This is a genomic window from Streptomyces californicus (genome assembly GCF_000717645.1).
Lineage (GTDB): Bacteria > Actinomycetota > Actinomycetes > Streptomycetales > Streptomycetaceae > Streptomyces > Streptomyces californicus.
In genome coordinates this window covers 53,272-77,098 of sequence record NZ_JNZZ01000023.1, presented here as the reverse complement: position 1 = coordinate 77,098, position 23,827 = coordinate 53,272, and the positions used below count along the sequence as shown (strand labels likewise).

The following is a 23,827-nucleotide window of genomic DNA, read 5'->3' as shown; positions in this document are numbered from 1 at the left end:
GCCCCGTGCAGCAACAGGCCCCGCTCCCGGCAGCGGTGGGGCTGCGGGGGCGGGGCCTGGTGACGTCACCGGTGTGACGAGGGGGTCAGAAGCGACGCGTGATGAGCGCGCGCTTCACCTCCTGGATCGCCTTGGTGACCTCGATGCCACGGGGGCAGGCGTCCGTGCAGTTGAACGTGGTGCGGCAGCGCCACACGCCGTCCCGGTCGTTCAGGATCTCCAGCCGCTGCTCGCCGGCCTCGTCGCGCGAGTCGAAGATGAAGCGGTGCGCGTTGACGATCGCCGCCGGGCCGAAGTACTGGCCGTCGTTCCAGAACACCGGGCACGAGGACGTGCACGCGGCGCACAGGATGCACTTGGTGGTGTCGTCGAACCGCTCGCGGTCCTCGGGGGACTGCAGGCGCTCGCGGGTCGGCTCGTTCCCCTTGGTGATGAGGAAGGGCATGACGTCGTGGTACGCCTGGAAGAACGGGTCCATGTCGACCACGAGGTCCTTGAGGACCGTGAGGCCCTTGATGGCCTCCACCGTGATCGGCTTGTCCGGGTTGATGTCCTTGATCAGCGTCTTGCAGGCGAGCCTGTTCTTGCCGTTGATCCGCATCGCGTCGGAGCCGCAGATGCCGTGGGCGCAGGAACGGCGGAACGTCAGGGTTCCGTCGAGCTCCCACTTGATCTTGTGAAGGGCGTCGAGGACGCGCTCCTTCGGGTCGATCTCGATCTGGAAGTCCTGCCACTGGACCTCGTCCGACACCTCGGGGTTGAAGCGGCGGATCCGGAACGTGGCCGTGATGAACGGCGAGTCGGCGAAGCCGGCCTCGGCGTTGTCGGTTTTGTCCAGGGTCGGGGTAGCCATCAGTACTTACGCTCCATCGGCTGGTAGCGGGTCGTCACGACCGGCTTGTAGTCGAGCCGGATCGACTCGGCGCCGTCGGCGGCCACCTCGCGGTACGCCATGGTGTGGCGCATGAAGTTGACGTCGTCGCGGTTGGGGTAGTCCTCGCGGTAGTGACCGCCGCGGGACTCCTTGCGGGCGAGCGCGGAGACCGCCATGACCTCGGCCAGGTCGAGCAGGTTGCCCAGCTCGATGGCCTCCAGCAGGTCGGTGTTGAACCGCTTGCCCTTGTCCTGGACGGACACGTTGAGGTACCGCTCGCGCAGCTCGGCGATCTTGGCGACCGCCGTCTTGATGGTTTGCTCGGTGCGGAAGACCATCACGTTGGCGTCCATGCACTCCTGGAGCTCCGTGCGCAGCGTCGCGACGCGCTCGGTGCCGGTGGAGTCGCGCAGCCGCTCCACCTGGTCGGCGACGAGCTGGGCCGGGTTCTCGGGCAGCTCGACGAAGTCGCTCTTGGCCGCGTACTCGGCGGCCGCGATGCCGGAGCGCTTGCCGAAGACGTTGATGTCGAGCAGCGAGTTGGTGCCCAGGCGGTTGGCGCCGTGCACGGAGACACAGGCGACCTCGCCGGCGGCGTACAGGCCCGGGACGACGGTGGTGTTGTCGGCCAGCACCTCGCCCTCGACGTTGGTCGGGATGCCGCCCATGGCGTAGTGCGCGGTCGGCTGGATCGGGATCGGGTCCGTGTAGGGCTCGATGCCGAGGTAGGTCCGCGCGAACTCCGTGATGTCCGGGAGCTTGGCGTCCAGCTGCTCCGGCGGCAGGTGCGTCAGGTCCAGGTACACGTGGTCGCCGGCGGGACCGCAGCCGCGGCCCTCACGGATCTCCGTGTAGATGGAGCGCGAGACGACGTCACGGGACGCGAGGTCCTTCATGACCGGCGCGTACTTCTCCATGAAGCGCTCGCCGTCCTTGTTGCGGAGGATGCCGCCCTCACCGCGGGCGCCCTCCGTCAGCAGGATGCCCATGCGCCAGATGCCCGTCGGGTGGAACTGGAAGAACTCCATGTCCTCCAGCGGCAGGCCGCGCCGGTAGCAGGCGGCCTGGCCGTCACCGGTCAGGGTGTGGGCGTTCGACGTCACCTTGAAGAACTTGCCGGTGCCGCCGGAGGCGTAGATGACCGACTTCGCCTGGAAGACGTGGATCTCGCCGGTCGCCAGCTCGTACGCGACGACGCCGGCGGACTTCTTGACCCCGTCGACCTCGGTGATCAGCTGGTCCAGGACGTAGAACTCGTTGAAGAACTCCACGCCCTCCTTGACGCAGTTCTGGTACAGCGTCTGGAGGATCATGTGGCCGGTGCGGTCGCCCGAGTAGCAGGCGCGGCGGACCGGGGCCTCGCCGTGGCTGCGGGTGTGACCGCCGAAGCGGCGCTGGTCGATCCGGCCCTCGGGCGTGCGGCCGAACGGCAGGCCCATCTTCTCCAGGTCGAGGACGGCGTCGATGGCCTCCTTCGCGAGGATCTCGGCGGCGTCCTGGTCGACCAGGTAGTCACCGCCCTTGATCGTGTCGAAGGTGTGCCACTCCCAGTTGTCCTCCTCCACGTTGGCCAGCGCGGCGGCCATGCCGCCCTGCGCGGCGCCCGTGTGGGAGCGGGTGGGGTAGAGCTTCGTCAGCACGGCGGTACGGCTGCGCTTGGTGGCCTCGATGGCCGCGCGCATGCCGGCGCCGCCGGCGCCGACGATGACGGTGTCGTACTTGTGGATCTGCATGGTTTCCTCTGGTCCCTCTGTCCCGGCGCCTAGCGAATGTTCGGGTCGAAGGTGAAGATCACCAGCGTGCCCAGCAGGACGGTGAACACCGTGGCGGTGTACAGGAGCATCTTCAGCCAGAAGCGGGTGTTGTCCCGTTCGGCGTAGTCGTTGATGACCGTACGGAGGCCGTTGGCGCCGTGGAGCATGGCGAGCCACAGCATCAGCAGGTCCCAGACCTGCCAGAACGGCGAGGCCCAGCGGCCCGCCACGAAGGCGAAGCCGATCTTGGAGACGCCGCCGTCGAGCACCAGCTGGATCAGCAGGTGGCCGATGACGAGGACGACCAGGACGATGCCCGACAGGCGCATGAAGAGCCAGGCGTACATCTCGAAGTTGCCGCGCGTGGCCTTCGGGGTCTTGCCCGTGCGCTTGCGCGGGGGCTCGATCACCGGGGCCGGGTGGTCGACGTCGTACAGGCTCACGCCCTCGACGTCGCCGATCGCGGCTGCGGAAGAGGTCTCGCTGGACATGGGCCTCAGCTCCCGAAGAGATCGCGTACGGCGTGACCGAGGACGGGGTAGAGCGCCCCGACCATCAGCACGATCCAGATGCCCACCACGGTCCAGAGCATCTGCTTCTGGAGGCGCGGGCCCTTGGCCCAGAAGTCCACGGCGATGATCCGCAGACCGTTCAGCGCGTGGAAGAGAATCGCGGCCACGAGGCCGTATTCGAGGAACGCGACGGGCCACGTCTTGTAGGTGGCCACGACGTCGTCGTACGCCTCGGGGGATACGCGGACGAGTGCGGTGTCCAGGACATGTACGAACAGGAAGAAGAAAATGAGGACACCGGTGACTCGATGAGCCACCCAGGACCACATGCCTTCCCGGCCGCGGTACAGCGTTCCAGCCGGCACGGAAGAACCCTCCGGGAGCGGGGATTGGGGTCGGCCGGCTTGACTGTCGGTCTGACCCGGCCGGGTACGGTCCACCGGCCCCGGCCATCGTAGCGACGCATTGTCGGTTCGTTCGCGCCGGGGCCTCCGGTGTGATCAAACCGGCAATCAAACAGGCACGTACGGGCTAGAGCCGGGCGCGCCGGTCGTGCCGGATCCGAGGCCCCGCCGGGGCGGGCCGCGCCGGGCCGGTCTACCGGCCGGGGTCCGCCGTGACCAGCTCCACGATCCGGCTCCGGGCGAGTCGGCGCAGCTCCTCGGCGGTCACGGCCCGCTCCTCGTCCACCTCGTGCGCCAGCCGGACCCGGATGCCGGCCAGCACCTGGTCCACGTGCTGGGAGGGCGCGTAGGAGTCCAGGCAGATCACGAAGGCGTGGCCGAACCGGCTCTCGTACGCCGCGTGCGCGGCCCGCAGCGCCAGATGGGCGGCGCGGGGCGCGTCGTGGTGCAGGCAGGTGGCCGGCTCGGCGACCAGGGCCTCCGCGATGTCGCCGGGCGCGAGGTCGTAGCCCGCCTCGTCGGACGCGGCCAGTAGGGCGCCGAGATCGGGGTAGGGGCGGTGGGCGGCCATGCGGTGCGCCCACCGCAGGCTTCCGCAGCACTCCAGGAAGGCCGCCTCTGCGGCGGCGAAGGGGAGGCTGTTGAAATGGGCCAGGCCCACGGCATGATCATCCGGCGGGGCGCCGGCGTGCTCCGCGCCCGGGCCCCCGCCCGGCGCCGGAGGGCGCGGCTGCACGGGCACGGCCGACCGGCCTGCCGGGGGCTTGGGTTGCTTCGGCAGGCCGGCGGGGGACTCGCTGGACCTGGACAGCGTGGACTCCTCGTGATCAACGGCGGCTGGGACTCCGTGGTCCCGGGAGGGGGCTCCGCGGTCTCGGAAACAGGACCCTCCGTCCTGGGAAGACAGGTCCGGGGGCGGCGGGGTTGCCCGGCCGGGGAGTGAGATCCGCAGGAGGGGAATGGGTGTGCGAGTGGAGCGAGGAACGAATGTGCCGCAACGCTAGCGAGGCCGGGCGCGCGACGCCCGGCGAGCCGCTGAACAATCACCCGAACGGGAGAGTTTCGGAACGTGTGATGGACGCCTGACCAGCGCGGGGCCGGGGCCTGCCCGCCGCCTCGATGTCCTCACTGGGCGAGTCCGGGACAAAAGTGCCAATCTTGCATCCGGCTCACCTATTTCTCCATCTCTTCACTCTTTTCCCGCGCACATCCCCCCACAATGGAGGAACCCTTCCGATGTCGCCCTCGCGTGGTGCCCTCGTCACCGGCGCGGCCGTCACGGCCGCGGCCGCCGTCGTCCTCACCGTCGTCGTCTGGCCGGAAGGCTCCGGCAGCGGCCCGTCCGGCGACACGGCGTCGCCCTCCGGCACCTCCGCCGAGGCCGCCCCCTCGCCGACCCGCAGCTATCCGATGTCCAGCACGCCGAGCGCGATCCCCGCCGTGCGCGAGCACACCGCCGCCCGCGGTCCCGGCTGGCAGCCCGGCAAGGGCAGCGGGGTCGTCATCGCCAAGGGCAGCCAGGTCCTGGCCGACGAGGCGCGGCTGCTCGCCGACGAGCTGAAGATCCGCTACCGGGGCGCCGAACCGGCGAAGGCGGGCGACGTCGAGCTGGCCCTCGGCGGCAAGGACGCGGGGCCCGCCGAGTCGTACACGCTCACCGTGCGCGACCGGAGGGTGCGGATCACCGGGCCCGACGAGTCCGGCGTCTTCTACGGCACCCGGACGCTCAAGCAGTCCCTGAAGGCGGACGGCGCCGTGCCCGAGGGCGTCGTCAACGACCGGCCGGACCGACCGCAGCGCGGGCTCAACCTCGACATCGCGCGCAAGCACTACAGCGCGGAGTGGATCGAGGACCGCATACGCGAGATGGGCGATCTCAAGCTGAACCAGCTCGGTCTGCACTTCTCCGACGACCAGGCGTTCCGCATCGAGTCGAAGTCCCACCCCGAAGTGGTCTCCGACGAGGCCCTCACCCAGGACGAGGTCCGCCGCATCGTCGGCCTCGCCAACAGCCGGCACATCGAGGTCGTCCCCGAGATCGACTCGCCCGGACACCTCGGCGCGGTGCTCGCCGCCCACCCCGACCTCCAGCTGCGCAACACGGCCGGTGTCGCGTCGCAGGGGTCCGTCGACATCTCCAAGCCGGGCGCGGCCAAGCTCATCGACGAGCTGCTCGACGAGTACACCGAGCTGTTCCCGGGCCGCTACTGGCACCTGGGCGCGGACGAGTACCAGGCGCTGGTCGTCCAGAACCCGGCCGCCTCCTACCCGCAGCTCCAGCGGGCGGCCGAGAGGAAGCACGGCGCCGGGGCCACCATCGAGGACCTGGCCACGAGCTGGCTGAACGACCGCGCCGACGTCGTCGTCCCCAAGGGCCGGACCGCCAAGGCGTGGAACGACGGCCTCTTCCGGGGCACGAAGGTCAAGGCGGACGAGAACATCGAGATCGAGTACTGGACCGGCAAGGAGTACGGCGTCCGCCCGCCGCAGGAGTACCTGGCCGCGGGCTACAAGATGCTGAACCTCAACGACGAGTTCCTCTACTACGTGCTCGGCGAGCCGAACGACTTCGCCTACCCGACGGGCAAGCGGATCTACGAGCAGTGGACCCCGCTGGTCATGCGCGGCACCGAGCCCGTGGCCGAGCGCTACTCGAAGCAGATCCTCGGCGGCCGGTTCGCCGTCTGGGGCGACCTGGCGAACGCGCAGACCACCGAGCAGGTGGCGCAGGGGATCGAGATGCCGCTGGTGGCCACCTCGCAGAAGCTGTGGGACCCGCGGAAGCCCGCGCTGAGCTGGGCGGAGTTCCAGGAGCTGGCGAAGCGGACCGGCAGCGCGGGGTGAACCCCCGCGGCGGGGGCCGGACCGCCGTCCCACGCCGTACGCGACGTCCGCCGCCGCCCCCGCCGTGTCACGACGACGGGAGCGGCGGCGGAACGTTTCCGCAGGGCGGTCAGGCGTAGGTGTAGAAGGGGGTGTGGTCCAGCATGTCCTGCGGGGTCGTGGCCGGGAACGGGGGCATGGTCTCGTTCAGGTCGATCACATCGGCCGTGCCCCCGGCCGGGAGGTACTTGGCGGCGGTCGGGTGGAGCGCCTGCCAGTCGGCCCACAGCTTGTCGACGAACGCGTGGTGCAGCCAGAACACCGGGTCGTTCGGGGAGACGCTGGACTCCATCTGGCCCCAGACCCAGGTGTGCACGCGGTTGTGCATGCTCATGTACCCGGCCGACCCCTCCAGCGCGGAGCGGAACCCGGCCGAACCGTCGCGGAACGGGGCGGAGTCGTAGGTGGGGATGGCGAGGGCGGAGTCCACCTCGGCCCTCGTCGGGAGCGTGGAGACGCGGTGGCCGAGGTTGCGGGCGAGGAACGCGCGGCTGTCGACCTGGACGTTGATCTGCCAGTCGCCGGCGGAGTAGGCGAAGGGGCCGTCCATCACCTGGTCGTCCAGGGGGCGGCCGGTGCCGCCGAGGAAGTCCGGCGCCCAGAGGGAGGAGGCGACGGTGTTGTCCGCGGTCCAGTCCCAGTAGGGGATCGACACCGAGGGGTCGAACTTCTGGAGCTCGCGCTCGAAGTCGATGAGGAACTTGCGGTGCCAGGGCAGGAACGACGGGCCGAAATGGCCGACGTACACGCCGGTGTTCATGTCGGTCGCGAACCGGGTGCGGTGGGTGGAGACGAACTCGTCGTACACGCCCTTGCGCTTCATCCCGAGGACGGCGGCGACGAAGGCACCCTTCTCGGAGGCCGTGAGGTCCGCCTGGTTCTTGCGTACGGTCATGGTCGCTGCTCCCGGCTCAGGCGGTGTGGTCGAACGGGACGACGTGGGCGCCCTTGAGGGAGGCGACCGCGGTGCGCGCGGTGTCGAGCGGGGTCGCGAACCTCTCGTAGTGGTTGATCGCGCTGCTCCAGCCGCTGCTTCCGTGCTGCATCACATGGAGTTCGCGGCCGTCGATCCACACCCGGTAGACGGCGTCGTTCCCGGCGTGCCCCTGGGCATGTGCCTGGCCATGGGCATGGGCGTCAGCCGCGGCGGGCGCGCCCTCGATGCGGCGGCCCTGGAACACCTCGTCGAAGGGCGCGGGCCCCGGGGCGGGGGCCTCCGTCTTCCCGGGTGCGGCGGACGCGGCGCCCGGGGACGTGGCGGCCGTACCGACGAGCGCGATGCTCGCGGCCGCGCCGGTGGCGACTCCGATGGCCTGACGGCGGGTGGGTCTGGACATGGCTGAATTTCCCTCCAGAACATGGCTGAGGCGGCCTCTCGGGTGGGCCGGGGCCGCCTCGGCCATGTCTACACGGGGAGTGACGCCCGCTGAAGGAGGTCACGCGCGGTTGGCTCTCTTACGGACACATCGGTGCAGGTCGCATGGGTGACGTGAGCGTGTCGCCGAGGTGGCCCGGGTACGGAGAGTGTGGGATGCGGCGGGCTGGACCGCATATCGCACGGTTGATGTGCCCGGTCTGTGAAGATCCTTCGGTCGGTGGTGCGGTGTTGTACGGCCCGTCAATGGTTTAGACCTGACCGGAAAGAGTCGGTTCGGTATGCCTGCTTCGTGCTGATTCTGCTGGAGGGGCGGATGGTCGGTGCGGCGAGGGGGCGGAGGAGGGCGGATGCGGTCGCCGGCGCTCCCCGTCGATGCCGCCCGACGTGTAACGCCCTGTTCCTCACCCCGCTCACCTGCGAGGATGCGGGGCTGACAGCCCGGCGAACGCCGGGCGCGCCATGTCGTCGGCCGCGTGTTCCCGGGGAGGGCGCGCGGCCGTGCACCCGTGCATCCGTACCGCACCGCGTCCTGGGGGGACCGCTTCATGCTCTGTACCCGTTGCCGTACCAGAACGGCCGTCACGGCCGACGACCTGTGCACCTTCTGCTCGGGAACCCGCCCGCCGCTGCCCGGCGGGCTGATGGCCCCGGTGCCCGGGCCGGGCGGCTGGACCGCCGGCGCCTGGCCGCGCTCGCCCGTCGCCCTCGCGCGGGCCGTGACGGTGCTGCTCGGGGTGGTCATCGCCGCCGACGTGTTCGCCGTCGTCACCGGGCTGCGGGTGCGGAGCCGCTGGGGCGCCCTGGCGGAGGGCGGCTCCCCGGACGTCCACATGCGCGCGGCCCAGATCGCCGAGCGGTATTTCGTGCTCGCGGCCCTCGTGCAGGGCACGGCGCTGGTGGTCACGGCCATCGTCTTCGTCGTCTGGTTCCACCGCACCCGCCGGAACGCCGAGGTCTTCCACGCCGGAGTGCAGCGGCTGGGCCCCGGCTGGGCGATCGGTGGCTGGTTCGTCCCGATCGCCAACCTCTGGATCCCCTACCGCGTCGCGAGCGGGGTGTGGGAGGCCAGCGCGCAGACCGGGCCGGGCGACGGGTGGCGCACGGTGCCCAAGACCCCGCTCAAGCTCTGGTGGGGCGCGTGGGTCCTGAGCCTGCTCGCCACCCGCGTCGCCGAAAAGATCTGGTCGCGGGCCTTCGAGCCCGAGGAGGTCGCGCGGGCCGCGGGCCTGGTGGTGGCCAGCGACGCGCTGGACATCGTCGCCGCCGTCCTCGCCATCCTCTTCGTCCGCGCGCTCACCCGGATGCAGGTCGAACGGGCCGCCCGCGCCGTGAATTCTGTGCCGGCCGTGTCGGACGCTCCCCTAAAGTGACGATTTTCAGCCATTCGGCGCTGTAGTCGGTAGACCGAGGGAGACGTCGATGAGTCTGTTGGAACTGATCGAGCGAGCCGATGAGCGCACCCTGGCCGCCGCTGCCGTGGCTTGCCTGGACCGGTGCCTGCCGCTGCTCGCGGGCGCCGGGACCGAGCCCCTGCGCCCGCTCTGGGCGAGCTGCGAGGAGGGTCGGGATTGGGCCAACCGGCTCGCGTCGGTGCGCAGGGAGCTGGACGCCGACGCCGGGGCGGTCCCGGGCGCCGATGACCCGGCCGCGCTCGTACGGGCCTCCCTGGCCACCGCTCCCTCCGACTTCGCCGCCCCCGCGCTGCGGGAGTGGGCCGACCTCTGTTCGCTGGTCGCGCTCCGCGTCCACGGGCGGTTCGACGCTCCGGACGGGGGCCGGGCGGAGGACGGGGACGACCTGGTCGAGGCCGCCCGCACCGGCGAACCGGCCGCCCTGGGCCCGCTGGTCGCGGGGGAGCTGGAGCGCCAGGTCCGCATCCTGGAGATCCTCGCCGAGACCTCCGGCACGACGGGCAGCGGCGCGGGCCTCCGCAAGGCGCTGGACCTGTCCACGGAGGGCCGCCGCGTCCTGCGCGCGGTGATGTCCCGCCGGGCACGCGTCCGGGGCTGAGCCCCTGGGGGCTTCGGGGCCGGCCGGGGGACGGCTGTGGGCTGCGTCTGCGGGCTGCGTCTGCGGCGGTGGGGGCGGGTGGGGCTGAGCACCCGGGCCGGGGTGGCGTACGGGCGGGGCCGGCCCCGGCGCCGGGCTGAGGCGGCGTATGGGCGCGGGCGAGTGCGGCCGGCCCGAGTCGGTGAGGGCGGGCCGCGCGGGTGGGGGGAGGGCGCGGAGTGTCGGCCGTGCGGCGGGGCTTCACGGCCGCGTGTCGGCGCCGTGCCCGTCAGCGATGCGTATGAACCGGGCGGCGGCCGTCAACAACGCGTCAGGCGGCAGGGCTCAGGGGGCGGGGCCGGGCATAGCTTCGGCGTCGTGCGGTCGGACGACGGCCGCCCCTGCCCCCGGAGGAAGCCCGTGTGCCTCATCTCGTACGACGACGAACCGGACCCCGACGAACCGGACCCCGACGAACCGGACCCCGGCGAACCCGCCGACCGCACCCGGGGCACGGCCCAGGCCCCGAGCACGGTCCAGGCCCGGAGCGCGGCCCTGGTCCGGAGCGCCGCCCAGGAGCACGCCCGCAGCGCGGCCCCGGACCGTGCTCACGGCACAGCCCCGGCCGGTGCCGGCCGGGCGCGGGCCGACGCCCCGGCCCGTGACGCGCGCCCCCGCCCCGGGCTCCTCTTCGTGCCCGTCCGTGCGACCGACGCCGGGCCCGTACTGCGGATGTTCCGTACGCCGCTGGGCGAGCGCACCGCCGTCGGCTTCACCGCGCGCGACCTGCTGACCGCGACCCTCGGGGCCGGCCACGCCGCGATCCGGCTCGCCGAGCCCGCCCTGCGCCTGCTCGTCGAGCCGCTCGGCGTCGACCGGGTCGTCGTCGACCCGGCGCTCTCGGCCCCGGCCGTCACCCGCGCACCGGCGGGCGGCGACCTGCTGCCCACCCGCGTCGTCCGGTGACCCGCGCCCCGTTCCCCGCCCCCGAGGAGTCGCCGTCATGACCGAGCTTCTGCCCACCCGCCTCCCCACCGCGCCGGACGACCTCTCCGTCTGGCCGGCCTCCACGGCCCGGCTCCCGCACGGGCACCTGAGCGTCGGCGGGGTCTCCCTCGCCGAGACCGCCGACCGCTTCGACACCCCCGCCTACGTGGTGGACGAGGACGAGATACGGACCCGGTGCCGGACCTACCGCGCGGCCTTCCCCGCAGCCGACGTCCTGTACGCGGCCAAGGCGTTCCTGTGCCGGGCGATAGTGCGCTGGATCGACGAGGAGGGGCTCGGCCTGGACGTCTGTTCGGCCGGTGAACTCGACCTCGCGCACGCCGCCGGGTTCCCGCCCGAGCGCATGGTGCTGCACGGCAACGCGAAGTCGCCCCGCGACCTCGCGACCGCGCTCCGGCTGGGCGTCGGCCGGATCGTCGTCGACAGCCCCTCGGAGATCGCCCGGATCGCCGCGCTCACCGGGCCCGCCCGCCGCCAGAAGGTGATGGTGCGGGTGGTGCCCGGGGTGGCGGCGGGCGGCCACGAGAAGATCCGTACCGGAACCGAGGACCAGAAGTTCGGCCTGTCCCTCACGGACGGCTCGGCGCAGCACGCCATCGCCCGGGTGCTCGGTCAGAGCTCCCTCGAACTGACCGGGCTGCACTGCCACATCGGCTCCCAGATCACCGACGTGAAGCCGTACCTGGTGGCCGTGCGCCGCATGGTCGGGCTGATGGCGCGCGTACACGAGAGCCACGGCGTCACCCTCCCCGAACTCGACCTGGGCGGCGGCCACGGCGTCGCCCACCGGCCGGGCGAGCCCGCGCTCGATCCGACCGCCCTCGCGCGCCGCCTCACCGCCGAACTCGCCGCGAGCTGCGCGGTCGCGGGGCTGCCCGTGCCGCGCCTGGTCATCGAGCCGGGGAGGGCGATCGCGGCCCCGGCCGGGGTGGCGCTGTACCGCGTCCTCGCCGTCAAGCACACCGGCCGGACGCTGTTCGTCGCCGTCGACGGGGGCATGAGCGACAACCCCCGGCCCGCCCTGTACGGGGCCCGCTACGCACCCCGCCTGGTCGGCCGCGTCCCCACCGCCGGACCGGTCGCGGCCACGGTGGTGGGCCGCCACTGCGAGGCGGGCGACGTCCTCGCCGCCGACGTCCCGCTGCCCGGGGACGTACGCCCCGGCGATCTCCTCGCGGTGCCGGTGGCGGGCGCCTACCAGGTGTCCATGGCCTCCGCCTACAACCTCGTGGGCCGGCCGCCGGTCGTCGCGGTCCACGGCGGTACGGCCCGGCTGCTGATCCGGCGCGAGACGCAGGAGGACCTGCGACGACGCGACGTGGGGGCCTGAGCGAGAGGCCGGACGCCGGGCGCGGGACGCCGGGGCCTGAGCGGCGCGGGGGCCTGGGCGGTGCGGCGGCGCGGGTACGGGGCCGGAGCCCGGTTCCGTACCTGCGCCGAGCGCGCCCGGCCACGCTGTTCGGCGGTGCGGGGGCCCGTTTCCGTGCCCGCGTCGAGCGCGCCCGGCCACGCTGCGCAGCCGTACCCGGCCCCGTTTCCGTACCCACGCCGAGCGCGCCCGGCCACGCTGCGCAGCCGCGCGAGGACCCGTTTCCGTACCCGCGTCAGACCGGCGTCAAAGGCGGCCCCGTCCTCGTATGGACCCCGTCAAGGAGGCTCAACCCGCGGGTGAATCCGAGGTTTCCTCTTCTTGGCCGAACGGCCGATCTCCTTTCCCTTCCCCTTATCCATCAGGAGTCCGCGATGGCCGATCTGGCCTTCGTCGCCACCACGACCGCGATATTCGCGCTGGTGGCTCTCGTCGCCCGAGGGGTGACCAAGCCATGACCGTCGAGAATGTCGTCGGCCTCGTCGTGGCCGTGTCCCTGCTCGGATATCTCGTCCTGGCTCTCCTCTTCCCGGAGAGGTTCTGAGAACGGACATGAGTCCCCAACTCGCCGGCGTGCTCCAGCTCACCGCGCTGATAGCCGCGCTCGCCCTCTCCTATCGCCCGCTCGGCGACTACATGGCACGGGTCTACTCCTCCGAGAAGCACTACCGGCCGGAGAAGTGGATCTACCGCGTCATCGGCGCCAATCCCGCCGCCGAGATGCGCTGGCCCGCCTATCTGCGGGGCGTGCTGGCCTTCTCGGCGGTGAGCGTGCTGCTCCTCTACCTGATGCAGCGCGTCCAGGGCTCGCTGCCCGGCTCGCTCGGCTTCTCCTCGATCGACCCCGACCAGGCGTTCAACACCGCCGCGTCCTTCGTCGCCAACACCAACTGGCAGTCCTACTACGGCGAACAGGCCATGGGCCACGTCGTGCAGACCGGCGGCCTCGCCGTGCAGAACTTCCTGTCCGCCGCCGTCGGCATGGCCGTCGCGGTGGCGCTCGTACGGGGCTTCGCCCGCTCCCGCACCGGTGAACTCGGCAACTTCTGGGCCGACCTGGTGCGCGGCACCGTACGCGTTCTGCTGCCCATCGCGTTCCTCGGCGCGATCGTCCTCGTCGCCTGCGGGGCGATCCAGAACTTCTCCGGCATCCACTCCGTCGGACAGTTCACCGGCGGTACGCAGGAATGGAACGGCGGCGCGGTCGCCTCCCAGGAAGCCATCAAGGAACTCGGAACCAACGGCGGCGGCTATTTCAACGCCAACTCCGCCCACCCCTTCGAGAATCCGAATCCGCTGTCCAACCTCTTCGAGATCTTCCTCATCCTGCTGATCCCGTTCGCGCTGACGCGGACCTTCGGCCGGATGGTCGGCTCGCTGAAGCAGGGATACGCGATCCTCGGTGCGATGGCCGTCATCTGGCTCGGCTTCTCGGCGCTGATGATGTGGACCGAATTCGCCCACCGGGGGCCCGCTTTCGAGATCGCGGGCGGCGCCATGGAAGGCAAGGAGACCCGTTTCGGCATCGCCGGATCGTCGCTCTTCGCCGTGGCCACCACGCTCACCTCCACCGGCGCGGTGAATTCCTTCCACTCCTCGTACACCGGATTCGGCGGCGGTATCACCCTGCTGGGCATGCAGCTCGGCGAGATCGCCCCCGGCGGCGTCGGCTCCGGCCTCTACGGCATGCTGATCATGGCGGTCATCGCCGTGTTCATCGCCGGACTGATGGTCGGCCGCACCCCCGAATACCTCGGCAAGAAGATCGGCACCCGGCAGATCCAGCTCGCCGCCTGCTACATCCTCGTCACCCCGGCGCTCGTACTCGGCTTCACCGCCGTCGCCATGGCCCTGCCCACGCCCGCCGACTCGATGACCAACTCCGGCGCGCACGGCTTCTCCGAGATCCTGTACGCCTACACCTCGGCCGCCAACAACAACGGCTCCGCCTTCGCCGGGCTCAACGCCGACACGCAGTGGTTCAACACCACGCTCGGCATCGCGATGCTGCTCGGCCGGTTCCTGCCGATGGTGTTCGTCCTCGCCCTGGCCGGCTCGCTCGCCGAGCAGCGGCCGGTGCCGGAGACCGCGGGCACGCTGCGCACCGACAAGCCGCTCTACGCGGGGCTGCTCGTCGGCACGATCCTCATCATCACCGGACTCACCTACTTCCCGGCCCTGGCGCTGGGTCCGCTTGCCGAAGGGCTCGCCTCATGAGCACCGCCACCCCCGCCCCCACCCGTCCCCCTCGCACCGACGCGCCGCCGGCCGGCGGACCCGGGGCAGCCCCCGCCCGGGGCGGCAGCGGGCTGTTCGACCCCCGGCAGTTGGTGACCTCGTTCCCGGACGCCCTGCGCAAGCTCGATCCGCGCGTCATGGTCAAGTCGCCGGTGATGTTCGTCGTCCTGGTCGGCTCCGTCGTCACCACCGCGCTCGCGCTCACCGACCCGACGGACTGGTTCGGCTGGGCGATCACCGGCTGGCTCTGGCTGACCACGATCTTCGCCAACCTGGCGGAGGCGGTCGCGGAGGGCCGCGGCAAGGCCCAGGCCGACACGCTGCGCAAGGCCAAGACCGACACGGTCGCCCGCCGTGTCGTCCCCGGCGTCGACTCCCTCAAGCAGAGCCGTACCGGAGTACGTACCGGAGCGCCCGCCGGGGCCCGCACCGAGGAGCGCGTCGCGGGGACGGACCTGCGCGTCGGGGACCTGGTGGTCTGCGAGGCCGGCGACGTCATCCCCGGCGACGGGGACGTGGTCGAGGGCGTCGCCTCCGTCGACGAGTCCGCGATCACCGGCGAATCGGCCCCGGTCATCCGAGAGTCCGGCGGCGACCGCAGCGCGGTGACCGGCGGCACGAAGGTGCTGTCCGACCGGATCGTCGTCCGGATCACCACGAAGCCCGGCGAGACCTTCATCGACCGCATGATCGGCCTGGTGGAGGGCGCCTCCCGGCAGAAGACGCCCAACGAGATCGCCCTGAACATCCTTCTGGCGTCCCTCACGATCGTCTTCCTGCTCGCCGTCGTCACCCTCAAGCCCTTCGCGATCTACGCCGGGGCCGACGATCAGACCTCGATGATCGTGCTGGCCGCGCTGCTGGTCTGCCTGATCCCCACCACGATCGGGGCGCTGCTGTCCGCGATCGGCATCGCGGGCATGGACCGCCTCGTGCAGCGCAACGTGCTCGCCATGTCCGGACGCGCGGTCGAGGCCGCCGGAGACGTGTCCACGCTCCTCCTCGACAAGACCGGCACCATCACCCTCGGCAACCGGCAGGCGGCCGAGTTCGTCCCGGTCGCGGGCGTCCCGGCGGCCGAACTCGCGGACGCCGCCCAGCTCTCCTCGCTCGCCGACGAGACCCCCGAGGGCCGCTCGATCGTCGTCCTGGCCGAGGAGGCGTACGGGCTGCGGGAGCGGGATCCGGGGGAGCTGCCCGGCGCCGACTGGGTGCGGTTCACCGCGCAGACCCGGATGTCGGGCGTCGACCTCGACGGGCGCGCGGTGCGCAAGGGCGCCTCCGGCTCCGTCGTGGCCTGGGTGAAGGAGCGAGGGGGCCGGGTCCCCGAGGACGTACGCGACCTCACCGACCGCATCGCCGAGGCCGGCGGGACCCCGCTGCTGGTGGCCTCGGCGGACGAGGGCGGCGACGCCCGGGTCCTCGGCGTGATCCACCTCAAGGACGTGGTGAAGGAGGGCATGCGGGAACGGTTCGACGAACTGCGCCGCATGGGCATCCGTACGGTCATGATCACGGGCGACAACCCGCTGACCGCGAAGGCGATCGCCGAGGAGGCTGGCGTCGACGACTTCCTCGCCGAGGCGACGCCCGAGGACAAGATGGCCCTCATCAAGCGGGAGCAGGCCGGCGGCAAGCTCGTCGCGATGACCGGCGACGGCACCAACGACGCGCCCGCGCTCGCCCAGGCGGACGTCGGCGTGGCGATGAACACCGGGACCTCGGCCGCCAAGGAGGCCGGGAACATGGTGGACCTCGACTCCGACCCGACCAAGCTCATCGAGATCGTCGAGATCGGCAAACAACTCCTCATCACGCGGGGTGCGTTGACGACGTTCTCCATAGCCAACGACGTCGCGAAGTACTTCGCGATCATTCCCGCCATGTTCGCGGTGGCCTACCCGTCGCTGGACCGGCTCAACATCATGGGACTGGCCTCACCCGAGTCCGCGATCCTGTCGGCGGTCGTCTTCAACGCCCTGGTCATCGTCGCCCTCGTCCCGCTGGCCCTCCGGGGCGTCCGCTACCGGCCCGCGAGCGCCGACCGGATGCTCCGCCGCAACCTCGGGATCTACGGACTCGGCGGCATCGTCGCGCCGTTCATCGGCATCAAGCTCATCGACCTGCTCCTCTCCCTCATCCCCGGAATCGGCTGATCCGCCATGACCCACACCTCCGTCAGCAGCACCGCCCGCGTCCTCGGCGCCGGCCTGCGCGCCCTGCTCGTCCTCACTCTCGTGTGTGGCGTGCTCTACCCGCTCGCCGTGACCGGCATCGCCCAGACGCTGTTCCGCGACCGGGCCAACGGCAGCGAGATCACCGACAGCGGCGGGCGGGTCGTCGGCTCGTCCCTCATCGGCCAGCGCTACGACCTCCCCCTGAAGAAGGGCGAGGAGACGCCCGCCCCGGACCTGCGGTGGTTCCAGCCGCGCCCGTCCAACGGCCTGGGCACCAACAGCGTCAACACCCAGTACGAGCTGATCCTCTCGGGCGCCACCAACCGCTCGGGCGACAACGAGGAGTTGATCGGCTGGGTGAAGGCCGCGAAGGCCGCCGTGGTGAAGGACAACTCCACGGCCACGCACACGGTCCTCCCGGCCGACGTCCCGCCCGACGCCGTCACCTCGTCCGGCTCCGGCCTGGACCCGCACATCTCACCCGCGTACGCCGAACTCCAGGTCCACCGGGTCGCCGAACGCAACGGCCTCGACGTCCGGAAGGTCGAGCACCTGGTCGAGACCCACACCACCGACCGCCTGCTCGGCTTCCTGGGCGAGCCCCGGGTGAACGTCCTCGAACTCAACACGGCGCTGCGGGACTTGGGCCGCGCCTGAATCCTCGCGATGGGTGGTCCGCCGCTTCCGGAGTTCAACTGATCACCGGCATGGGGTGATGGCATCCTGGAAGCACTGCGCTGTGCAGAGAACGCTGTTGGTGCGACAAAGCTCGCGAATCACGGGGAGCGCCCATGTCGGAGGCGGCACGAACACAGAGGTGGACGGCGGAGGAAATGGACGCCCACGAGCGGGCCCGGGCCCTGCTCAACGCGGTGATCGCCGCATACAGCGCCCGAATTCACGGGGCACCCACTCCGGAGGCCGCAGGCGCCCTGCGCGAGGCACGTGCCCCGCTGCTGGCCGAGCGGGACACGCTGACGGCGGACAGCCAGGTGCGGATCGCGGAGATCCTCAGAGACATGCCGGCCCAACTCACCGCCGTACGCGAAGCCACCGCCGGGGAGTGACGCGTCAGCGGCCCGTCCGTTCCGTCCACCGTTCCTGGGTGCACGGGGTGTTGCCCCAGCACGGCTCACCCCGACGGAGCCGGACGGACGCCGCCGAGGAAGACCGCTGCCGCCGCCTGATGAGTGCTGTCCTCCACGAGGAAAGCGGGGCGCCACAGAGAACGGGGTGTGCTCCGGTACGCGGTGATTCCGGTGGACGGCAACGGCATTGCGGCCATGACGGTCACCCGGCACAAGGATGTCCGGGCCGCGGCGGCGAAGCTGCGGCGCGCGATGGAAAGGAAGCGAGCATGGGCAGGGGCGTCTGGTTCGTCGGCGCCGCGCTGGCAGCTGTACTCGCACTGACGGGGTGTGCGACGGTCAACGGCGGCGGTGGCGGCGACAGAGGCGGTGGTGCCGTGCCGGGCAAGGCCGGATCGCCTTCGTCGGCGAGCGCGGATCCGGAGCCGTCGGGGTACGCGCAGCCGGAGGACTGGACCGACCCGCAGCGCTGGGCGGCGCTTCCGCGAGGGAAGCGCACCGACGAGCGCGGCAGCGAAGTCGAGTTCCCGCACACCACCGAGGGTGCGGTGGCGGCGCTGGCAGCCGCCAACACCAGTGTCATCGAGGGAAACCGGAGCAACGTCGACGAGCAACTGCGGCTCTACCACAGCTACGTTGCGAAGGAGGACCAGTCCGAGGCCGCCGCCGAGCGGGTCGAGCTGGGGTCGATCGACAACGGCAAGGCGATCTCCCGGGAGATGGGCCTGAAACCGGGCGCGCCCATGCCGTCCGGTGCGTACATGCGCAGCCACGTGGTGGGCTTCAAGGTCGTCAAGGCGTCGCCGGACCAGGTCACCATGTGGCTCCTGTCCCGGGTGACGCAGAAGGCGGGGGAGACGGTCGCGGAGAAGGGCTCCTACACCCGCCTCATCATCGGGACGAAGTGGGACGGTACCGACTGGAAGCTTTCGGTGTCCGCGTCCAGGCAGGCGCAGCAGGACGTCCAGGGCCAGACCGAGCCGAAGATGGTCGCCCCGGGTGACGCGGCGTTCAACGCGGTCGGGTGGACGGCGATCCGGGAGGCGTCGTGAAGCCGGGGTGGCGGCGGCCGACGTCGGCCGCCGCCGGGTCGTTGGACGACGGAGTCACGGCCGCCGGTGAAGATGCCGGAACCATGGCGGCCAGGGTGCGCTTGCGCTGGTAGGCGGGAAGCTCGGATAGGGGCCACTCCGTTCTCTCGGGCCGCTCCGAGCGTACCGACGGTTCTGCGCGGCGTCAGGGTGTCTCGCGGCCCTCGTCGTCGGGGTCGGAGTCCTCTGCGACGGCACGTCGCCGTGCCTCGCGGCGAATGCGCTCGTGGAGCAACTCCCGGAGCGGGTCGCTTACATCAAAGCTGTGCCGGCCGGGATGGTCCTCGAAGAGGCCGCACCACCGCCGGGAGTCCTCCCTGAGGTCGTGCAGTCTGGCCGGGCACATGGTGAGGGTGGCGAAGCGGTGGTGGACGCGGAGGCCGCCGTTGTTGCCGGTCCACAGGAACCACAGGCCCGGGGGAGGCTGCGCCTCGGCGGTCCACAGGTGGGCGGCGTGCTCGGTCTCGTCGGTGTGCTCGCCCAACTCGCAGAGCACGAAGGCCATGTCCGCGAGGTGGTCGGCCGCGTCATCGGGCCCTCCCTGCATGGCGAGGAGAGCGGCCAGGGCCTCGCCGGTGGGCAGCGGGGTCACGGTGGTGCACTGGAGGACCGGCGACCGGTTCCGTCGTGCGGTCACCGTTCCGAGGCCACCGGAGCCGACGCGTGCTCGGAGGCCGGGCGTCCGGCGGCTCCGGGTTCGCGCAGCGGTCGCCAACAGGCTCGTTCGGCATGGCGGGGCAGGAGTGGTCCGGCAACGCCTGGGCACGGATAGCCCGTTGCTCGCCGTACTCGGCGACGAGCCTGCGCAACAGCCGGGCCAGGTCGCGTACGTGGGTCCACGGGGCGAACACGAGGCAGTCGTCGGCGAGCCCCCTGCCCAGGAGTTGATCGGCCTCCAGCCACGACCCGCGGGCCGCGACACCGCCGCCCTCCCGTACGGCCGAGGCGAAGAGGGCGACCTGTCCCCTCATGAGCTGTGTGTAGTCGTCGATCTCCGTGCGGGTGGTCGTCCCGAGCTTGAGGCCGAGGGCCTCGTCCGCCGAGCGCTCCGCCTCCTCGGTGTCGAGCGGCGGTTCGGTCACGTCCGGGGCGGTGCCGTCCGTGGCCGGTGTGGGCGGCCTGCCTGCGGTGATGTCCGTCATGAGTGGGGGCTCCTGACCTGGGGGGCGGAGGGCGTGAAGAGGTGCGCGCGAAGGGGAAGTGCGCGCTCCATGGCTGCTTCGCACGCCCATGGCAACTGCTGGTAATCGTGGCATCGCAGCCAGTACGGTCGGAAGCGCTCCGGCGGGATTCTGCGGACTAGTTTTTACGTGAAGTCTCGGGTGAGAAAGCCGTGTTGGCGGACCCGAGCGCGGTCTTCTGCGCGCGAGCAGAAGCCTCCTTGCGGGAGCGGGACACACTCCGTCACACTGGGTTACACGTACTGGGAGGCCGAAGAAATGATCACGGACACAGAGGCTGCGACGCCTGCCCTCTGTCGCCTCCAGTTAGGCCGTGAGCTGCGGAGGCTGCGGCTGGCGGCGAACCTCTCCTCCACACAGGTGGTCCGCAAGCTGCTGTGCAGCCCCTCCAAGCTGACGCGGCTGGAGCAGGGGGACAACGCGGTGGTGGAGCCCGCCGACGTCATGGCCCTCTGCGAGATCTACGGCGCAGACCACGAGATGCGGGCCCAGTTGGTCGGCTATGCGGCGGTGACCAAGACGAAGAAGGACTGGTGGCAGTCACCGGAGTACCGGCCTGCCGTTCCGCCGAGCTTCAAGGCGTTCCTCGCTCTCGAAGCGACGGCCGAGGCGCTGCATACCTACCAGGCTGAGTTCGTTCCTGGGCTGCTGCAGACCGAGGAGTACGTCCGGGCCATTCACCAACAAGCGAACGAGGGCCTGCCGCCCGACGAGATCGATCGTGTTGTCGCGGTGCGCATGACGCGCCAAGAAGCTCTGCGCCGGGCCGCCCAGCCCCTCAAGTGCGCCTCGATCATCAACGAAGCGGTGCTGTACCGACAGGTCGGCGGGGAGCAGGTGATGCGGGCGCAGTTGGAGCACCTGGCGGAGATGGTCTCCCACCCCTCCGTCACTCTCCAGATCGTTCCCTTCAAGGCCGGAGCGCACGCGGGGATGGATGGTGCCTTCACCCTGCTGCGACTTCCGGACGCGCAACCGATCGTCTACCTGGAGAACCTGGGCGGAGCATCGGTCACCAGGCGGCCGGGGAACGTGCGGGTGTACGAGGAGGCGTTCACGGACCTCCAGATTCTTGCTGTGGGGAAACAGGAGTCCCTCAGCATGATTGGCAAAGCGATCAAGGAGTTTTGATTCATGAACGGTAACGCCGCGCTGACCGGAACCGATTGGTTCACGTCGAGTTACAGCAACGGCCAGGGCGGCGAGTGCGTCGAGGGTGCTCGGTTGGGCGGGACGATGATGGCCGTGCGGGATTCGAAGAACCGTGAGGGCGGCGTTTCCATTTTCCTGGGCGCTTCGTGGGCCGCCTTCGTGGAGGCGCTCAAGAAGGAAGCCCTGGTCTGACCCTCTGACCCTCGGACCCCGGCCCGGCCTGCCCGGCTCCGGCCGACCTCGCCCGTAACACCGGGAAGCGGGGCCGGTCGGAGTCGTCGCCGACGCCGACTCGCCGGGGTGCGAGTCTCTGGGCCGGGTAGCGTTGCGGCCATCATCTGCCAGCGGCGTACGGCGGGTGCCTCCCGCATCGGGCGGGTGTGCGGCAGCGTCCATCATGGCCACGCCGAGGAGCTCACCCGTTGAGGACCTCGAACGCCGCGTCGAGGTCCTCGACGAAAGCGCGCCACGACGGAAGACAGGCCACCGGTCCTTCGGGGTCCAGGAGTTCCAGCATGCGCAGCCGGTGCTGCGAGAAGCGCTTCTGGAACTGTGCGAGGCGGCGTCCTTTGTACTCGCTCGCCCGTGCCAGCGAGTCCTTGAGGAGTTGTTTCGGGTCCGCGATGTTCTCCGCCGCACCACCCTTGGGGAGGTCGAGGCCGATACGGCCGCGGGGATTCTCGGCGACATGGCGTAGACACGCTTCGTCGAGGAGGAGCCAGGCTTCCAGCATGCGAACGGGCACGACGGCGACGTGCCGAAGGCCGGGCCACTCGGCCTCCACCGCCTTCTCGATCTCGTCCCTGCGGTCCTGGGCAGGGCCTCGGTCGGCGTCCCGCTGCACCACGGCCAGGTCGTAGCTCCCTCCGAGCGCGCGGGCGGCCCGGATCTTGTCCGGTACGGAGTGTCCGGTCGGCAGCCGGAGCAGACCGAAGTCGGGGACGGTGACCGAGATGTCGAGTCCCTTGCGGACGGCGATGGATTCGACGTGGGGGACCAGGCCGTTGTCGCTGCTGCCTTCCCCGATGAACAGGACGCGAGCGGTCATACGACGTCCCCGCTCAGGGTGAGCTGCGCTCCGACGGGAGTCGTGAGGTAGGGGAGAATATCGGCCTTCGTGACGAAGGCCCCGCCAGGCGTCTTTGTGGCCCGCCATGTACCGGCGAGCGGGCGCAGCCGCAGTGCGCGGTTCAGAGTGCCGTTCTCGCCGCGGTGCATCGCCGTATCGGCGAACAGAAGGTCCTCGTTGCCGACCAGTTGGACGACGCCGGGCGAGTGCGTATTGATCAGCACCTGCCGGAACGGGTTGTCCGTGCCGGGTTCCTCCGACGGATCCACGGCGAGGTCCTGGACCAGGTCGACCATGGCGTTCAGGTTCGCCGGATGGATTCCGTTCTCGGGCTCCTCCATGCAGATCAGCCCACGTACGGACGAGTCTTCGAGCAGAACGCAGAGCGCCAGGAAGCGCAGGGTGCCTTCGGAGAGGCTGCGCGCAGGCAGGGTCATGCCGGCGACTTCGTGCACGTTGACCGTGAGGAGTTGCCGGACCTCGTCCTGATCGACGTCCAGATCACGGACATGGATGCCGGTCAGGTCCGAAAGGCGCCCCGCGACCCGGGCGTACACCTGGCTGGGATCCGCACCGGGAGTGTCGTGGGCCACCCGGAAGAGGGTGGCGGGCAGATGGGAGCCGTCAGCACCCATCGCCTGGGGGTCCATGTACCGGTCGGACCGCCGTAGAGCGGAAGGCTCCAGGGCGAGTCGCCGCCAGGACTGCATCTCACGGCGAGCCGAGAGGATCGTCGGGTCGTCGCTGCTGGTGATGGTGGACACGACGGTCGCCGGAGCCCGGGACGCCGCAGCCGGCTTGGGCTGGCCCCGGCTGCCGCCGTCCTGGTGGACGCGCACGATCGACTCGCCGGCTTCGGTGGTCGTCGAGATGAACGGGGCGCCACTGCGGTGACCTTGGATGACGGTGTCGCGGAACTGCTTGGCACTGTGCGGGAAACGCAGGTGCTGCGAAGATTTGCCCTTGGTGATGTGGGCCAGCGTCTCGTGGAGGAGTGTGAGGCGGCCGAAGCGGTCGAGCCCGGACGGCTCCTGATAGCCGATCTCCAGCTCGTACCGCAAGAAGGTGCTGCTCGCCTCCGCAGCCCGGCCGAAATCGTCCTCCACGTGTGGCGGAACGATCATCTCGGCCGCGAACCGCATCCGGTGATCACCAGGCTCGAAGCCCTTCCAGAACAGATCACGCGGGTCCCCGTGGCGCTCGCCGTGTACGCCTCGAACCTCTTGAGCCGCCTCCATCATCGACTGGTCGGCGAGAAGAGAGAGGAACTGGATGGCGTCGAAGACGTTCGATTTTCCCGTGCCGTTCTCTCCCGCGATGCAGGTGAAGGGCCCGAAGTCGATGGACAAGTCCAGGAGGTTCTTGAACCCGTGGACTTCGATGCGCGTCAGCATGCGGTCTCCGGAAGTTCGTCGAGCGGATCAGGCAAGCCTACTGGCGAGAAGGGCACCACCCCGGCAGCGCGTCGGCGAGCACATCCCGCGCTGGGTCGGCACACGGCAGCGCCCGTCCGGGGCGGAGCGGTGTGTCGTGCTGGGGGCCGGTCGGGCAGGCCTCCGGGAGGGGCTCCGGTCACGGCGGAGCGGGCGGCCCGTGGCCATGGCCGGGCGGCCGGGCGGCCGGGCGGGGAAGAGGAGCGACGACCGGGGCCGCCACCCCC

Annotated in this window: 24 protein-coding genes; 13 read left to right on the top strand and 11 right to left on the bottom strand. The window is 70.8% G+C overall.

Annotated features, from left to right (window positions below; all coding sequences use genetic code 11):
* Window positions 1-85: 85 nt before the first annotated feature.
* The 5 genes from IF19_RS0127445 to IF19_RS0127425 form a co-directional block, all read right to left on the bottom strand.
* Window positions 86-853: a succinate dehydrogenase iron-sulfur subunit gene (locus tag IF19_RS0127445; RefSeq protein WP_007458978.1), complete on the bottom strand. Its 768-nt coding sequence runs from the start codon at window positions 851-853 to the stop codon at window positions 86-88.
* Window positions 853-2,607, bottom strand: a complete 1,755-nt coding sequence (sdhA, locus tag IF19_RS0127440; protein WP_030112671.1) for a succinate dehydrogenase flavoprotein subunit — start codon at window positions 2,605-2,607, stop codon at window positions 853-855. Before sdhA ends, IF19_RS0127445 begins: the two co-directional genes overlap by 1 nt.
* A gap of 29 nt (window positions 2,608-2,636) precedes the next feature.
* On the bottom strand, window positions 2,637-3,119 hold the full coding sequence (locus IF19_RS0127435) for a succinate dehydrogenase hydrophobic membrane anchor subunit (RefSeq protein ID WP_030112670.1): 483 nt from the start codon (window positions 3,117-3,119) through the stop codon (window positions 2,637-2,639).
* 5 nt (window positions 3,120-3,124) lie between these two features.
* Complete coding sequence (gene sdhC, locus IF19_RS0127430; protein WP_030112669.1) at window positions 3,125-3,505, bottom strand: succinate dehydrogenase, cytochrome b556 subunit; 381 nt, start codon at window positions 3,503-3,505, stop codon at window positions 3,125-3,127.
* Between the two features lie 232 nt (window positions 3,506-3,737).
* Window positions 3,738-4,325, bottom strand: coding sequence for a 2-oxo-4-hydroxy-4-carboxy-5-ureidoimidazoline decarboxylase (locus IF19_RS0127425; RefSeq protein ID WP_372340780.1), 588 nt, complete (start codon window positions 4,323-4,325; stop codon window positions 3,738-3,740).
* 455 nt (window positions 4,326-4,780) lie between these two features.
* On the opposite strand from IF19_RS0127425, the gene IF19_RS0127420 reads away from it, so the two are divergent.
* Window positions 4,781-6,388 (top strand): beta-N-acetylhexosaminidase, encoded by a 1,608-nt coding sequence (locus tag IF19_RS0127420; protein ID WP_030112667.1) that lies wholly within the window; start codon window positions 4,781-4,783, stop codon window positions 6,386-6,388.
* Window positions 6,389-6,497: 109 nt separating this feature from the next.
* On the opposite strand, the gene IF19_RS0127415 is transcribed toward IF19_RS0127420, so the two are convergent.
* Window positions 6,498-7,322 (bottom strand): tyrosinase family protein, encoded by an 825-nt coding sequence (locus tag IF19_RS0127415; protein ID WP_030112666.1) that lies wholly within the window; start codon window positions 7,320-7,322, stop codon window positions 6,498-6,500.
* Window positions 7,323-7,338: 16 nt separating this feature from the next.
* Window positions 7,339-7,764 (bottom strand): apotyrosinase chaperone MelC1, encoded by a 426-nt coding sequence (gene melC1 / locus IF19_RS0127410; protein WP_030112665.1) that lies wholly within the window; start codon window positions 7,762-7,764, stop codon window positions 7,339-7,341.
* Between the two features lie 586 nt (window positions 7,765-8,350).
* Between melC1 and IF19_RS0127405 the strand changes: the two genes are divergently transcribed.
* The 10 genes from IF19_RS0127405 to IF19_RS0127355 all read left to right on the top strand — a co-directional run bounded on the left by IF19_RS0127405 (window position 8,351) and on the right by IF19_RS0127355 (window position 18,726).
* Window positions 8,351-9,175, top strand: a complete 825-nt coding sequence (locus IF19_RS0127405; protein WP_030112664.1) for a DUF4328 domain-containing protein — start codon at window positions 8,351-8,353, stop codon at window positions 9,173-9,175.
* 49 nt (window positions 9,176-9,224) lie between these two features.
* Window positions 9,225-9,815: a hypothetical protein gene (locus tag IF19_RS0127400; RefSeq protein WP_030192837.1), complete on the top strand. Its 591-nt coding sequence runs from the start codon at window positions 9,225-9,227 to the stop codon at window positions 9,813-9,815.
* A gap of 399 nt (window positions 9,816-10,214) precedes the next feature.
* On the top strand, window positions 10,215-10,760 hold the full coding sequence (locus IF19_RS1000000138955) for an SAV_915 family protein (protein ID WP_418952731.1): 546 nt from the start codon (window positions 10,215-10,217) through the stop codon (window positions 10,758-10,760).
* A gap of 37 nt (window positions 10,761-10,797) precedes the next feature.
* Window positions 10,798-12,132: a diaminopimelate decarboxylase gene (gene lysA, locus IF19_RS0127390; protein ID WP_030112661.1), complete on the top strand. Its 1,335-nt coding sequence runs from the start codon at window positions 10,798-10,800 to the stop codon at window positions 12,130-12,132.
* A 493-nt stretch (window positions 12,133-12,625) separates the two neighbouring features.
* Window positions 12,626-12,715, top strand: coding sequence for a K(+)-transporting ATPase subunit F (gene kdpF, locus IF19_RS1000000135715; RefSeq protein ID WP_032746149.1), 90 nt, complete (start codon window positions 12,626-12,628; stop codon window positions 12,713-12,715).
* 8 nt (window positions 12,716-12,723) lie between these two features.
* Window positions 12,724-14,388 carry a potassium-transporting ATPase subunit KdpA gene (gene kdpA / locus IF19_RS0127375; protein WP_030112660.1) on the top strand — a complete coding sequence of 555 codons (1,665 nt, stop codon included), beginning with the start codon at window positions 12,724-12,726 and terminating at the stop codon, window positions 14,386-14,388.
* On the top strand, window positions 14,385-16,565 hold the full coding sequence (gene kdpB / locus IF19_RS0127370) for a potassium-transporting ATPase subunit KdpB (protein ID WP_030112659.1): 2,181 nt from the start codon (window positions 14,385-14,387) through the stop codon (window positions 16,563-16,565). The genes kdpA and kdpB overlap by 4 nt, the downstream gene beginning before the upstream one ends.
* A gap of 6 nt (window positions 16,566-16,571) precedes the next feature.
* Window positions 16,572-17,243 carry a potassium-transporting ATPase subunit C gene (locus tag IF19_RS0127365; RefSeq protein ID WP_030112658.1) on the top strand — a complete coding sequence of 224 codons (672 nt, stop codon included), beginning with the start codon at window positions 16,572-16,574 and terminating at the stop codon, window positions 17,241-17,243.
* A gap of 176 nt (window positions 17,244-17,419) precedes the next feature.
* Complete coding sequence (locus tag IF19_RS1000000137175) at window positions 17,420-17,653, top strand: hypothetical protein (RefSeq protein WP_030112657.1); 234 nt, start codon at window positions 17,420-17,422, stop codon at window positions 17,651-17,653.
* A gap of 290 nt (window positions 17,654-17,943) precedes the next feature.
* On the top strand, window positions 17,944-18,726 hold the full coding sequence (locus IF19_RS0127355) for a hypothetical protein (RefSeq protein ID WP_030112656.1): 783 nt from the start codon (window positions 17,944-17,946) through the stop codon (window positions 18,724-18,726).
* A gap of 184 nt (window positions 18,727-18,910) precedes the next feature.
* Here the strand turns inward: IF19_RS0127355 and IF19_RS0127350 are convergent, their stop codons facing one another.
* Together IF19_RS0127350 and IF19_RS1000000137815 are read right to left on the bottom strand one after the other, a co-directional pair.
* Window positions 18,911-19,357 (bottom strand): hypothetical protein, encoded by a 447-nt coding sequence (locus tag IF19_RS0127350; RefSeq protein ID WP_030112655.1) that lies wholly within the window; start codon window positions 19,355-19,357, stop codon window positions 18,911-18,913.
* A complete protein-coding gene (locus tag IF19_RS1000000137815; protein WP_050493756.1) occupies window positions 19,293-19,907 on the bottom strand; it encodes a hypothetical protein in 615 nt (204 codons plus the stop codon). Before IF19_RS1000000137815 ends, IF19_RS0127350 begins: the two co-directional genes overlap by 65 nt.
* A gap of 297 nt (window positions 19,908-20,204) precedes the next feature.
* Here IF19_RS1000000137815 and IF19_RS0127340 point away from each other — a divergent pair, with 297 nt between their 5' ends.
* Window positions 20,205-21,077: a helix-turn-helix domain-containing protein gene (locus tag IF19_RS0127340; RefSeq protein WP_030120841.1), complete on the top strand. Its 873-nt coding sequence runs from the start codon at window positions 20,205-20,207 to the stop codon at window positions 21,075-21,077.
* Between the two features lie 3 nt (window positions 21,078-21,080).
* Window positions 21,081-21,290 carry a DUF397 domain-containing protein gene (locus IF19_RS0127335; protein ID WP_030112653.1) on the top strand — a complete coding sequence of 70 codons (210 nt, stop codon included), beginning with the start codon at window positions 21,081-21,083 and terminating at the stop codon, window positions 21,288-21,290.
* A gap of 223 nt (window positions 21,291-21,513) precedes the next feature.
* Here the strand turns inward: IF19_RS0127335 and IF19_RS0127330 are convergent, their stop codons facing one another.
* Together IF19_RS0127330 and IF19_RS0127325 are read right to left on the bottom strand one after the other, a co-directional pair.
* Entirely contained in the window at window positions 21,514-22,146 is a 633-nt protein-coding gene (locus IF19_RS0127330) for a DUF4276 family protein (protein ID WP_030112652.1), read from the bottom strand.
* Window positions 22,143-23,561 carry an AAA family ATPase gene (locus tag IF19_RS0127325; protein ID WP_030112651.1) on the bottom strand — a complete coding sequence of 473 codons (1,419 nt, stop codon included), beginning with the start codon at window positions 23,559-23,561 and terminating at the stop codon, window positions 22,143-22,145. Before IF19_RS0127325 ends, IF19_RS0127330 begins: the two co-directional genes overlap by 4 nt.
* Window positions 23,562-23,827 lie beyond the last annotated feature (266 nt).